Annotated in this window: 9 protein-coding genes; 4 read left to right on the forward strand and 5 right to left on the reverse strand. The window is 67.0% G+C overall.

From position 1 onward, the window contains the following. Positions 1-166: 166 nt before the first annotated feature. From ASD67_RS21955 to ASD67_RS21970, 4 genes are all read left to right on the forward strand, one after another. A complete protein-coding gene (locus ASD67_RS21955) occupies positions 167-3,379 on the forward strand; it encodes an autotransporter outer membrane beta-barrel domain-containing protein (RefSeq protein WP_056351683.1) in 3,213 nt (1,070 codons plus the stop codon). Positions 3,380-3,472: 93 nt separating this feature from the next. After that, entirely contained in the window at positions 3,473-4,183 is a 711-nt protein-coding gene (locus ASD67_RS21960) for an RNA polymerase sigma factor (protein WP_327197040.1), read from the forward strand. Beyond that, on the forward strand, positions 4,173-5,114 hold the full coding sequence (locus ASD67_RS21965) for a FecR family protein (RefSeq protein WP_056351687.1): 942 nt from the start codon (positions 4,173-4,175) through the stop codon (positions 5,112-5,114). Before ASD67_RS21960 ends, ASD67_RS21965 begins: the two co-directional genes overlap by 11 nt. A 1-nt stretch (position 5,115) precedes the next feature. Next, positions 5,116-7,566: a TonB-dependent receptor domain-containing protein gene (locus tag ASD67_RS21970; protein WP_056351689.1), complete on the forward strand. Its 2,451-nt coding sequence runs from the start codon at positions 5,116-5,118 to the stop codon at positions 7,564-7,566. A 210-nt stretch (positions 7,567-7,776) separates the two neighbouring features. Here the strand turns inward: ASD67_RS21970 and ASD67_RS21975 are convergent, their stop codons facing one another. From ASD67_RS21975 to ASD67_RS21995, 5 genes are all read right to left on the reverse strand, one after another. Then, complete coding sequence (locus ASD67_RS21975) at positions 7,777-8,916, reverse strand: acyl-CoA dehydrogenase family protein (protein ID WP_056351693.1); 1,140 nt, start codon at positions 8,914-8,916, stop codon at positions 7,777-7,779. Positions 8,917-9,023: 107 nt separating this feature from the next. Continuing rightward, positions 9,024-10,217: an acyl-CoA dehydrogenase family protein gene (locus ASD67_RS21980; protein WP_056351696.1), complete on the reverse strand. Its 1,194-nt coding sequence runs from the start codon at positions 10,215-10,217 to the stop codon at positions 9,024-9,026. 156 nt (positions 10,218-10,373) lie between these two features. Further along, entirely contained in the window at positions 10,374-11,264 is an 891-nt protein-coding gene (locus tag ASD67_RS21985; RefSeq protein ID WP_056351699.1) for a PAS domain-containing protein, read from the reverse strand. Positions 11,265-11,333: 69 nt separating this feature from the next. After that, positions 11,334-12,968 carry a TadG family pilus assembly protein gene (locus ASD67_RS21990; protein WP_056351701.1) on the reverse strand — a complete coding sequence of 545 codons (1,635 nt, stop codon included), beginning with the start codon at positions 12,966-12,968 and terminating at the stop codon, positions 11,334-11,336. Further along, complete coding sequence (locus tag ASD67_RS21995) at positions 12,965-13,381, reverse strand: TadE/TadG family type IV pilus assembly protein (RefSeq protein ID WP_056351704.1); 417 nt, start codon at positions 13,379-13,381, stop codon at positions 12,965-12,967. The genes ASD67_RS21990 and ASD67_RS21995 overlap by 4 nt, the downstream gene beginning before the upstream one ends. Positions 13,382-13,574: the final 193 nt, after the last annotated feature.

A 13,574-nucleotide genomic window follows, 5' to 3' on the forward strand; every position in this document is an offset into this window, starting at 1 on the left:
TATCCTTGAGCAAATTGGGCGGTCTTGCGCAATGCTTTGGTTACGATTGCGACAGGTTGCGACAATTTTGCTGGCCGCGAGCGATTTTTTTCCAAGGCTGCGCAGGGCGGGGTCCGTCTTGAGATTGTCGCGGGACCCTTCCCGCCCCGATTTCAAGAGGACCTTCATGCGCAAGACCCTACTCGCGTCCACCTGTCTTGTGGCTGTCATCGCCACGCCTGCCTATGCCGAAACCGTGATCGGCAACGCGCTCACCACGCCCATCCGCACCTCGACGGTCAATGGCGGAACCGCCCCCGATGACGCGAGGCTCGCCGCTTCGGGATCGATCAAGCCGACCTCGGGCACCGCGGTCACGATCGACAGCAATCACAAGATGACCAACGAGGGCACGATCCAGATCACCAACGCCGATGGTTCGATCGGCATTTTGGCCAATGCGGGGACGACCGGCGCGATCACTAACGCGGCCAGCGGCAAGATCGTCATCGACGAGACCTATGCGCCGACCGACATCGACAATGACGGCGACATCGACGGCCCCTTCGCGGTCGGCACCGGACGCGTCGGCATCGCGACCGCCGGCGCCTTTACCGGCAACATCGTCAATTCGGGTGCGATCACGGTCGAGGGCAATGATTCGGCCGGCATCCGCCTCGGCGGCCCGCTGACCGGCAAGTTCACCAATGATGGCACGATCTCGGTCCTCGGCGACCGCGCGCTCGGCGTCGGCCTGCGGGATGTCACCGGCAATGTCCGCCTCGCGGGCACGATCACCGCGACCGGCCTCGATGCCACCGCAGCGCGTCTCTCGGGCAACATCACCGGCGCGCTTGAGATCCAGGGCACGTTGACCTCGACCGGCTACCGCACCACCACCGTCCCCGCCGACCCTTCGAAGCTCGACGCCGACGACCTGCTCATCGGCGGCCCGGCGCTGTCGATCGAGGGCGACGTGACCGGCGGCATCATCTTCGCCGTCCCGCCCAAGGACAGCAGCACCACCGACAATGACGAGGACAAGGACGGCATCGAAGACGCCAAGGAAGGCTCGGCTTCGGTCCGCTCCTTCGGGTCGGCGCCCGCCGTGCGCATCGGCGCCGCGGGGCGCGATGTCACCATCGGCCCCGTCGCGGGCACCGGTACCAATTTCGGCGTCATCATCGACGGCGCGATCCTCGGCAACGGCCTCTATGCCGGCAAGAATGCGGCCGCGATCCAGATCGGCGGCATGGGCGGAAACGTCACCATCGCCGGCGGCCTCGCGATCGGCAGCAGCGGCACCGTCACGGCGGTTTCCAACGGCGCTTCGGCGACCGCGCTGCAGGTCGGCGCCGGCGCGACCGTCCCCGAAATCCGTAACGCGGGCAGGATCGAAGCCTCGGGCGGCAACGCCGCGACGGCGATCTCGACCGGCATCCTCGTTCAGGCCGGCAGCAATGTCGGGATGATCCGCAACAGCGGCACGGTCAGCGCCAAGGCGGCGGGCACCGACGGAACCGCACGCGGTATCGTCGACCTGTCGGGCAATGTCGGGCTGGTCGAAAACAGCGGCACGATCACCGCGACCGGCGCGCTGGGCACCTCCGACCGCAACATCGCGATCGACCTGTCGGCCAATACCGGCGGCGCGTCGGTCAAGCAGACCGCCGTCGCTTCGGGCATCACCGCACCGTCGATCGTCGGCGACATCCGTTTCGGCGTCGGCAACGACCTGATCGACATCGCCGACGGTTCGGTGAAGGGCGACAGCTTCTTCGGCACCGGCAACAACACCCTCGCGCTGTCGGGTGACGCGACGTACGACGGCACCGCCCAGTTCGGCAACGGCAACGACATCATGACGCTTGCCGGCACCTCGAAATTCGGCGGCCTCGCCGACTTCGGCGGCGGCAGCGACACGCTGACCATCGGCGGCACCGCGATCTTCTCGGGTCGCCTCGCCAATGCGCAGGGCCTCGCGGTCGCGGTCAACGGCGGCGCCTTCGACGTCGTCGGCGCGGCGACGATTTCGTCGCTCGCGGTCACCAACAAGGGCGTGCTCGGCGTCACCCTCGACGGCGGCACCACCGGCACCGCGATCCAGGTGACCGGCAACGCCAGCTTCGGCGCCGAATCGAAACTGGCGCTGCGGCTGTCCAGCCTCGACAATGCCGAGGGCCAGCATGTCGTGCTGACCGCCGGCACGTTGACGGGTGCCAGCAACCTCACCACCACCTCGACGACGCTGCCCTTCCTGTTCAAGGGCACCCTGACCTCCAACGCCACCCAGCTGATCGTCGACGTGTCGCGCAAGAGCACGACCGAACTCGGCCTCAACCGCTCCGAAGCGGGCGCCTTCAACGCGGTGATCGACGCGCTCGCGGGGGACGAGGCCATCGAACAGGTGTTCCTCGACATCACCAACGGCACCCAGTTCAAGGGCCAGCTCGGCCAGATGCTGCCCGAGCATGAAGGCGGCGTGTTCGAAACCGTCACCTCGGGCTCGCGCGCCCTCGGCCGCTACCTGATGGATCCCAACGCGCCGTTCCAGGACGAAGGCAAATGGGGCTATTGGGTCAACCAGGCCGTGTGGGGCACGTCAAAGAGCATCGGCGACACCGCCGGTTACGACGTCACCGGCTGGGGCATCTCGCTCGGCGCCGAAATCAAGTCCGACATGGGCAATTTCGGCGGCTCGATCGCGTTCCTCAGCGGCAAGGACGGCAACGCCAGCAACCTCAATGAAGTGACGTCGAGCCAGTTCGAAGGCGCGCTGCACTGGCGCCTGCGGTCGGACGGCTGGATGGCGAATGCCCGTATCTCGGGCGCGCCGATCAGCTTCAAGGGCACCCGCCGGTTCCAGGCCGAGGCCGGCGCCGACGACATCGACGAAACGATCCGCGGCAAGTGGGACGGCACTTTGTGGTCCGCCTCGGGTTCGGTCGCGCACGACGGCCGCCTGGGCGGATTGTCGGTGCGCCCGACGGTCGCGGTCGACTATTACAAGCTCACCGAAAAGGGCTACACCGAAACCGGCGGCGGCGACGCGCTCGACCTGACCGTCCTCGGCCGCGACAGCGACGAACTCGCGGTCTCGGGCACCGTGGCGGTCGGCCTCGATTTCGGCGGCACCGACGAATATGACGGCTGGACGCGCTTCGAGATCGAAGGCGGCCGGCGCCAGATCGTCGGCGGCTCGCTCGGCACGACGACGGCGTCGTTCAAGGACGGCACGCCCTTCACCCTCGTCCCCGACGATCGCACGAGCGGCTGGGTCGGCCGCATCCGCGGGATGGCCGGCAACTCCTCCTTCCAGGTGGGCGGCGAACTTTCTGCGGAAGAACAGCAGAGCCATATCGGCTGGGCTTTCCGCGCGAGCCTCAAGGTCGGTCTCTGAAGGGCACGCCCCCGCCCCTGACCGGCCTTGTCCGCAAGGGGGAAGCATTACCCCACCCTCCGCTTCCCCCTTGCCTTGCTTTTTGAACGAACGATGAGGACCATGATTGCCGCCACCGCCCCCTTTCTCCCCGAGCAGGACCGCCGTCCGGGCATCGGCGGAGTCATGCTGCGGTTGCGCGTGCCGCACGGTGCGCTATATGACGGCTCCGCCAGGGGGACGGGGGGCGCCGGCCAAACAGGTGTCGTTCAGCAGCAGATGGCGTTCCGAATCAACCGATCCATGACCGATGCGACCGACGCACCCTCGCCCGCGCAGGGCATCGAAGGCGTATTGCTCGCCAACCGCGACCGCATCGTGCGGTTCCTCGAAGTGCGCGGCGCGGGCGACGGCGCCGAGGACCTGTTCCAGGACCTATGGATGCGGCTGACCGAGCGCCGCACCGGACCGATCGCCGATCCCTTGTCCTATGTGATGCGCGCGGCGAACAATCTGATGCTCGATCGCTATCGCTCGGCGCGCCAGCGCATGCTGCGCGACCATGCGTGGGGCGAAAATACCTCGGTCGAAAGACCCTCGGCCGAGGCCGCGCTGATCGCGCGCGAGCAGCTCGTGCAGGTCGAGGCGGCGGTGACCGCGACCGGTGAACGACCGGCGCGCATCTTCCGCCGTTTCCGTGTCGACGGCATCGCCCAGCGCGACATCGCCGCCGAATTCGGCGTCAGCCTCAGCACCGTCGAGGCCGATTTGCGCAAGGTCTATGCGGCGCTTGCCGCGGTCAGGAGGCATTTCGATGCGTCCTGAAACCGACCCCATCATCGAAGCCCGCGCGATCGACTGGGTGATCCGCCAGCGCGACCCCGAATTCGCCGACTGGGACGCCTTCGCCGACTGGCTCGGCACAAGCCCCGCCCACGCGGCGGCCTATGACGCGGTCGCGCTCCTCGACGCCGATCTCGACGCGCTGCCCCGCGATCCCGCGCCGTCGGTCGTTATCCGCGAAGACGCGGCACCGCGCCGCGCTCCTTCGCGCCGCGCCTGGTTCGGCGGCGCGATCGCCGCGGCGCTGGTCGGCGCGATCGTCCTGCCCAACCTCGGCCTGTTCGCCGACCCGAACCGCATCCAGACCGCGGCGGGCGAACATCGCACCCTGACGCTCGCCGACGGCTCGAAGATCGAGATCAACGGTGGCTCGGTCGTCACGCTCGACGAGGATCGCCCGCGTTTCGCGCGCCTCGAAAGCGGCGAGGCGATGTTCCACGTCGTCCACCGCGAAGGCGATCCCTTCGTCGTCGAGGCCGGCGAAAACCGCATCGTCGACCTCGGCACCGCGTTCAACGTCGTGCGCCGCCACCGCGAAACATCGGTCGCCGTGTCCGAAGGCATCGTCGTCTATAATCCGCAGCGCGACAATGTCCGCATGCTTGCCGGCGAAGGCATCGAGGCCCGGGACGGCGACGCCAGGCCGCCCAAGGTGCGCAGCGTCGATGCCGCGTCGATCGGCGGCTGGCGCTCGGGCCTGCTCGTCTATGCCGACACGCCGCTGGCGGTGGTCGCCGAGGATTTGCAGCGCACCGCCGGGATGAAAGTGACCGTCGCGCCCGAGGCGGCGCAACAATCGTTCCGCGGCGCGCTGGTCGTCGGCGACGATCCGGCCCGTACCATCGCCGACCTCGCCGCCCTGTCGGGGACACGCGCCGAAAAGCGCGGCGACGGCTGGGTGTTGACGCGCTGATATGAACCGCACCCTGCCCTTCCTCGTCGCGGCCGCCGCCCTGTGTGCGCCCACCGCGGCGTCGGCGGCGGAAGAGCGGGCGTTCGACGTGCCCAAGGGCAGCCTCGCGACGGCGCTGCCGCTCGTCAGCCGCCAGGGCGGGGTCAGCATCAGTGTCGCCGATGCGCAATTGTGGAACGGGCGGGTCAAGGCGGTGCGCGGGCGGATGAGCGTCGACGAGGCGATCCGCCGCATGCTCGCCGGCACCGAAGCGCGCGCGGTCCGGGTCAGCGCGACCAGCTGGCGGATCGAGCGCCGCCCCTCACCGCCGCCGAAGGTCGCGCGGCGGGCGACCTCGCCGCCAAAAACGCCGCCATCTAGGGCACGGGAACCCGACAATCTGGTCGCGGGTCCCGGCGACGAGATCATCGTCACCGCCTCAAAGACCGACCTTCCCTACGCAAGCTTTGCCGGCGTCGCCACCGTTCTCGATGGCGGCGATTTGGCGTTCGGCGGCGAGCGTGGGATGGAATCGATCCTGTCGCGGATGGCGACCGTCTCCTCGACCCACCTCGGCTCGGGGCGCAACAAGCTGTTCATTCGCGGCATCGCCGATTCCAGCTTCACCGGTCCGACCCAGTCGACCGTCGGCCAGTATCTCGGCGACATCCGGCTGAGCTACAACGCCCCCGACCCCGACCTGCGCCTGTACGACATCGAAAGCGTCGAGATTCTCGAAGGGCCGCAGGGCACCCTCTATGGCGCCGGATCGCTCGGCGGCATCATCCGCGTCGTGCCGCAGGCGCCCGATCCCGACCGGCAGACGGTACAGGCGAGCGCGGGCGTGTCGCTGACCCAGCATGGCGACCCCGGCGGCGACCTCGGCGCGACGGTCAACCTGCCGATCGGCGAGACCGGCCATGCGCTGCGCCTCGTCGGCTATATGATCAGCGACGGCGGCTATATCGACAATCCGCTGCGCGGGCAGAAGGACGTCAACCGTGTCAATGTTCGCGGTGGCCGTGCCACCTTCCGCGTCGACGCCGGCGACGACTGGACCATCGATCTCGGAGGTGTCTATCAGTCGATCGTCTCGCAGGACGCACAATATGCCGACAAGAACGCCCCGCCGCTGATCCGCAATTCGATGGTCGAGCAAAATGCCAAGGCGAAATACGGCCTCGGCACGATCGTGGTGATGAAGGACTGGGACGGGCTGCATTTCCAGTCATCGAACGCCTTCGTCAGCCACCGCCTGTTTGAGCGCTTCGACGCGAGCAATCCGAACGACCCGCCGCGCATCCTCGACCAGCGCAACGCGACGCGGATGTTCGTCAGCGAGACGCGCCTGTCGCGGCCGTTCGACGATGGCCTCGGCTGGGTGATCGGGGCCAGCATCCTCGACAACCGCACCCGCCAGAGCCGCGAACTCGGCAACGCACTGGTCCAGATGCCGCTTACCGGCGTCGCCAACCGCATCACTGAATTCACCGGTTATGGCGAGGCGACTGTCGAAGTCATGCCGAACCTGATCGCAGCGGGCGGCCTTCGCCTCTCGCATGCGAGCCTCGACGGGTCCGGCAGGGATATCCCGCTCGATGTCGCTTTCGCGGGCCGCGCCGAAACCGCGCATCGGTCGGAGACCGACCTGTTGCCGTCGGCGTCGCTGCTCGCCTTACCGGTGCGCAACGTGACGCTCTACGTTCGTTACCAGGAGGGCTTCCGTCCCGGCGGCCTCGCGGTCGACAATAATTTCGTCCGCCGCTTCCGCAACGACCAGGTCCAGACGCTCGAAGCCGGCGTGCGCTTCGGAGAAAAGGGCTGGACGCCGTTCGACGCCAGCCTCTCGGTCTCGCACAGCCGCTGGCGCGACATCCAGGCCGATTTCATCGACACCAACGGCTTTCCGACCACCGCCAATATCGGCGACGGCCGGATCACCAGCATCACCGGCGCCTTTGCGGTGCGGCCGACGCCCGAATTGTCGTTCGAACTTGGCGCGGTCTATAACCACAGCCGCGTGACCGAGCTTTTCTCCGGCGAACTGCGCACCATCGCGGTTCGCGCCGCCGCTGCGGGGGGCGATGTCGGGATCACCATCCCGCAGGAGGCGCTGCTCGCGCGCCTCGGCCAGATTCCCAATGTCGCGCGCTACGCGGTCCGCGGTTCGTTCAACTATGCCGCACCGATGGGCGACGAGGATCTGCGCATCAACGGCTGGGCCAATTATGTCGGCCCGTCGCGGCTCGGTATCGGCCCGATCCTCGGCGAGGGTCAGGGCAAATATCTCGACACCGGCCTCGCGATGCGCCTCGGCGATCATCGCCGCGGCCTGTCGCTGACGCTGACCAACCTGTTCGACGCCAAGGGCAATCGCTTCGCGCTCGGCACGCCGTTCGTCGAGGGCAGCGCGGGCTTCCTGACCCCGCTACGCCCGAGGACGATCCGCATCGCGATCGACGTGGCGTATTGATTGTGGTGAATGCCCGCTTTTGGGGCAGGAAGCGGACGTAAAGATCTTCCCTGTCGCGAAGCGATGGGGAGGTGGCGGCGGCGGAGCCGCTGACGGAGGGGCCGACGCCGTCAGGCGTCGTGCAACCTTTCGGCCCCNTCCTCCTCCCCACGGCTTCGCCGCAGGGAGGATTGAATGGGACCCGCTAACGCCCGCGAGCCGCCTTACAGGCTACTCCGCCAGCGTCAGCGCCTCATAGCGTTCCATATGATAGTCGGCGCTGCCGAACTGGCCCTCGATCATCGTTGCGCGCTTGAAATAATGGCCGATCGCCAGTTCCTGCGTGATCCCGATGCCGCCATGGGTCTGGATCGCATTCTGCCCGACGAAGTTCGCGCCGCGCGCGACCTTGTTCTTCGCCGCCGACACCGCCGCCTTGCGTTCGTCGGCGGGCAGACCGAGCTTCAGCGTGCCCATGATCGTCATCGATCGCGACTGTTCGACCTCCATGAACATATCGACCATGCGATGCTGCAGCACCTGGAACTTGGCGATCGGAATGCCGAACTGCTTGCGCTGCTGGGTATATTCCAGCGTGCCTTCGTGCAGCTTCTGCATCACACCCGTCGCCTCGGCGCAGACCGCGACCGTGGCTTCATCGACGACCTGTTCGATCAGCTCCAGCCCCGCGCCCTCGCCGCCGAGCAGCGCATCCGCAGGGATCGCGACATTCTCGAAATAGATTTCGGACGCGCGGCTGCCGTCGACGGTTGGATAGTCGCGGCGTACGATGCCCGGCAGGGTCGCGTCGATCAGGAACAGAGACACGCCGTCGCGGTCGCGCTGGCCGCCGCCGGTGCGCGCGGTGACGAGCAGATGCGTCGCCCAGGGCGCGGCATAGACCACGCCCTTGTGTCCGTTGAGCACATAGCCCGCACCGTCCTTCTTGGCGGTCGTGCGCAGGTTCGCGAGATCGTAGCGGCCCTGCGGTTCGGCATAGGCGAAGGCGACGATGACATTGCCCGCGATGATCTCGGGGATGAATTTGTCCGCCTGCGCGCCGCCAACGGCCTTAAGTGCGCCGCCCGCGATGACGACGGTCGGCAGATAGGGCTCGATGCCCAGCACCTTGCCCAGTTCTTCCATGATGATCGCATTTTCGAGCGCGCCGCCGCCAAGGCCGCCATGCTCTTCGGAAAAGGACGCGCCGAGCATGCCGAGGTCCTGCGCCAGCGCGGTCCAGATCGCGGGGTCGCGGCCTTCGTCGCTCGCGATGAACTTCTGGCGCGTCTCGAAATCATAGGTGTCGCTCAGGAAACGGGCGAGCGTGTCGCGGATCATGTCCTGCGTTTCGGTGTAGGTGAAATCCATCTCTATATCCTCGTCGCCCCCGCGAAGGCGGGGGCCGCTATCGTTTTACACTGCGGCGCTGGATAAGGCCGACTGCGGTCCCCGCCTGCGCGGGTACGACGCATGCTTCAGAGTCCGAGCACCATCTTCGCGATGATGTTGCGCTGGATCTCGTTCGACCCGCCGTAAATCGTCGTCTTGCGGACGTTGAAATAGGTCGGCGCGGCGCGGTGGGCATAGTCGGGCCCGATCGGATGCTCGTTGTCGCCTTCCCCGAAACCGCGGAAATAGGGCGCGCCATAATGGCCGACCGCTTCCAGCGTCAGTTCGGTCAGCCGCTGCTGGATTTCGCTGCCCTTGATCTTGAGCAGGCTCGATTCCGGCCCCGGGCCCTTGCCCGCATTCGGGCCGGCCAGGCTGCGCAGTTCGGTGAATTCGAGCGCGGTCAGGTCGATCTCCAGCTCGGCGATCTTGCGCTTGAAGAACGCGTTGGCGAGCAAAGGCTTGTCGCCGTCGAGTTCGGTGCGGGCGATTTGCTTGACCTTCTCGACTCCGCGCTTCGACGACGCGACGCCGGCGATGCCGGTGCGTTCGTGGGCGAGCAGGAACTTGGCGCAGGTCCAGCCCTTATTCTCTTCGTAAACACGCTGCGACTGAGGGACGCGAACGTCCTCGAGCCACACCTCGTTGACCTCATGCTCGCCGCCGAGCGTGATGATCGGGCGCACGGTGATGCCGGGCGATTTCATGTCGATCAGCAGGAAACTGATGCCTTCCTGCTGCTTCGCGTCCTTGTCGGTGCGGACGAGGAAGAAACCCCAGTCGGCGTGCTGCGCCATCGTCGTCCAGGTCTTCTGGCCGTTGACGATATAGTCGTCGCCGTCGGGCACCGCCGCGGTGCGCAGGCTGGCAAGATCGGACCCGGCGCCGGGTTCCGAATAGCCCTGGCACCACCAATCCTCGCCCGACAGGATGCGGGGCAGGAAATAGGCTTTCTGCTCGGGGGTGCCAAAGGTGTAGATCACCGGGCCGACCATCGCGAGGCCGAAGGGCATCAGGCGAATACAGTCGGCGCGCGCGGTTTCCTCCGAAAAGATGAAGCGCTGCGTCGGGGTCCAGCCGGTGCCGCCATATTCGACGGGCCATGCCGGGGCGACCCAGCCCTTGTTGTACAGGATCTTGTGCCAGGCGAGGAAATCTTCCTTGGCGAGTTCGTCGCCCTCATCCTGCTTGCCGCGCAGGTCGGCGGGGTAATTTTCGGCGATGAAGCTGCGCACTTCCTGCTGGAAGGCGAGGTCTTCGGGGCTGAACTCCATGTCCATTATGATTCTCCCAAGGGCTATGCCGACCTTATATGGCCGGTTCACGCTTACGTAAAGGTAAGTTGTCTTTCGCAACGCGATGCGCGGCAACTTCGCCAACTTCCGCGAACTTGTCCAGCATGGACACGGCACGTTCGAATTGGGATGTCGTCGCGATCAGGAGCGCGGGGTCACCAGCACCACCGCGCCGTCGCTGAAATAGGCGTTGCGCCGCTCGGCGATCGACAGCGTCACCGGGATGACGGCCCCGTCGCGCACCACCAGGTCGGATTCGATCCGCGCCGGTTTCCCGTCGCGCAGCACCCCCTCCAGCGCATCCGAAAATTGCGCCCGCCGCGCGACCGCGAGCAAGGCGGAGAATTTCACCCGCCGGATCGCCTCGTCGCCGACCCCAAGCATGGCGGTCAGCGAGGCATTCGCATATTCGACCGCCTCGCGCAGCGAGATACACGCATGGCCGATGCGGCCATCGGCATCGAGCGCGCGGAGCGCCGCCGTCCGCGCATCGCTGGCCTCGAGCGCCGCGATCACCTCGCTGACGTCGCGCAGGATGATCGCGCCGCCGATCGGCAGCGGAACGAGGTCGGCGTGCAGCCATTGCCCGGGCCGCAACAGCGACGGCAGATCGCCCGAGAAGCGCTCGCGATGGTCGATCATGCGCAGGATGTGGTGGAAGATCAGGCTCGTCTCGATCCCCGGCAGCGCCGCGGCGAGCGGCTGCCCGACCAGCGCCGCCGCGGCGACCTCGAGCATGTCGGCCGCCGCCGGATTGGCCGCCGCGATCTGCCGCTCCCGATCGACGAGGATCAGGCCGTCGCGCACCGATTCGAGCAGCAGGACCTGTGAATCGCGCAGCTGCGTTTCATTGGAAACGCCCTCGCCCGCCCCGCCCAGCCGCCGGTAATCGTCGAGCGAGATCAGCACATGCGCGTCCTTGCCATGATGGGTCACCACGACCGGCTTGCGCGCCGAATGCAGTCGCCAGCTGGCAAAACCGCGAATGAAGTCCGCCGCCGATACGCGCGCATGGGACTGGCCTGTTTCCATCTCATCCTCCGAAGCATCGCTGCTCCTTCCCTTATGGGTCGGTTTGGGACGCTTTCGCTCCGGAACGGACTAACCGACGAGCTTCGCCTGGCCGCAGCGCAGCGCGTTGACGCGTGCATCGGCCTGACCGACATGGACCCCGAGCACCCCGGTCACCTGCTGCAGCACCCCGTCGAGCAGCGGCGCGGTTGCGCCGACCGTGGTGGCGACAAGCGACTTCAAAGCCCCCAGATTCAGTCCGATCCCGAGCACCGACCCGCTAAGGTCCATGCGGTCGGCGAGCGACTTGGCCGCCCCCGCGACCAACCCCGTGCTCGACACCGTCTTGACCGTGCCGTCGGTGATATTGGTCCGCGAAAAAGCGACGGGTTTTTCCGCCAGATCGGACAGAACAAGTTCGGCCTCGGCGTCGACGCTGGCCAGCGGCAGTTTCAGCAGGCGCGCCTTTTGGGGATCGAGCGGGCGGTTCATGTCGCGAAACGCACTATCGGTGACCGTCCCGATCGCCAGCGACGCGGGCGACGTCGTTACCGCCAGCGTTACCGCCTTGCTCGCATTCTTGCTGCAATCGATCGCAGAAATCCGCGCTGAGGCCGATCCGAGTTCGGCGAGGATCGGCAATTCGATCGTCGCGACCGGCGTCGCGATCCGGGTGTCGATCCGCAATCGCACCTGCGCGGTGCGGACGACGACCTGATTGTCGTCGGTCACCGCGATCAGCGGCGAATTCGCCGGCGGCTCGCCGATGATCAGCGCCAGCTTCGCCTGTGTCCCGCCCGGCAGCGCGCCGACGAGGTCGAGGTCGACCTGCCGGTCCGCGGATCCCAGGATCAGCATCGTGCGCAGCAAGCTGAGCAGGTTGACGCGCACCGGGTTGGCGGCGTCGACCCGCACGCTCGACGAACGCGGGCCGAGGTCGATCGCCGACGCCGGCACGAGTTGCGTCGCGCTGGCCCGCGCTGCCATATGGTCAACCAGCGGCGCGACATGGCTGTCCGATGCCGCCGCGAGCGCCGACAGCACCTGCGGCATCGTCACCCGGCTGTCGAGCGTCTGGCCGAAGGTCAGCGCCTCGACCCCGATCTCGCTGCGCAAGGCGTCGGAGAATTTCAGCAGGTCGACGTCGGCGCTGGCGAGCGCGTTGTAATCCATCAGCGACAGGTTGAGTTCGCTGCCGGTCAGCGCCGACAAGATCGCATTGGGGACCCCGCCGCTCACCGCCGCGACGCGTGAGCCCAGCGAAAAGGCCGCATAGCCGCGCCGCGCCCCCGTCGCCGAAGCGCTGATGATATTGCTGTCGCGTCCGGTGATGACGCGGCCGAAGAACAGCCGATGCTCGCGCGTCAGCACGACGCGCACCGCGTTGGGCGACGCGCCGCCGGGCGTGAAGCGCCGTTCAGCGGCGATCCCGACGTCGGCGACATAGCGCCCGGGGGTCAGCGCGGCGATCGTGATGCCGCAATTGCAATTGGCGGCGACGATGCGCTCGGCCGCGGCGCGTTCCTCGCCCGGTTTCGCCGCTGCCGCCATCGCCGCGGCGTCGGCGATCCCCTGCAGTTTGCGGCGATCGAGGTGGAGCGATCCGACATCGACCGCGAGTGCGGCGGCGCCGATCAGCATGATCATGCCGAAAGCCGCGGCGACGCTGATGCTGCCACGAACGTCGCGCGACAGCCGGACAAGAAGGGCCCGCGCGCGCATCATTCGGCCGGCAGTTCGAAGGTCGCGGTGGCGCGGATGATATCGCCCGGCGTGGGCACCAGTGTCGAGCGCAGCAAATTGCCTTCGGGCACATGATAGGCGAGATCGACCGTCACCGCCTGCGCATTTTCGGACACCAGCACGCTGCGCAATTCGCGTCGATAACCGCCGACACCGTGCATGCTGCGGTCGATCGCGCGGATCGCGACGGCGCGCCGGTCGGCGGCATCGAGCCCGGTGATCGCGGCGCGTGCGCCGTCGTTCGCCGCCTGCTGCACGCTGTGCGCGAGCAGGAAATATTGACCGTAGATGAGGATGCCGAGCAACAGCATCAGGAAGAGCGGCAGCAGCAGCGCCGTCTCGATCATCGCGGTGCCGCGTCGATCGCGGGCCAGTCGGGTCGATGTCTTTGTCATACCCGCCACTATGGGCGGGGGACGTAAGCGGACGCGCCAGCATCGCGAAACCGCAAAATACCGAATTTACATATTTTCGCTGCGCCCGTTCACCCGGTCTGCCTATCCGGTAAGGAGCGAACTACGCGGTTTTCGGCTTCGCCCGCGCGAAGGCTTTCACAGTCAAGACCAACAGACCCGCCGCCAAAGCTGC

The sequence above is a fragment of the Sphingopyxis sp. Root1497 genome, from assembly GCF_001427085.1.
Classification (GTDB): domain Bacteria; phylum Pseudomonadota; class Alphaproteobacteria; order Sphingomonadales; family Sphingomonadaceae; genus Sphingopyxis.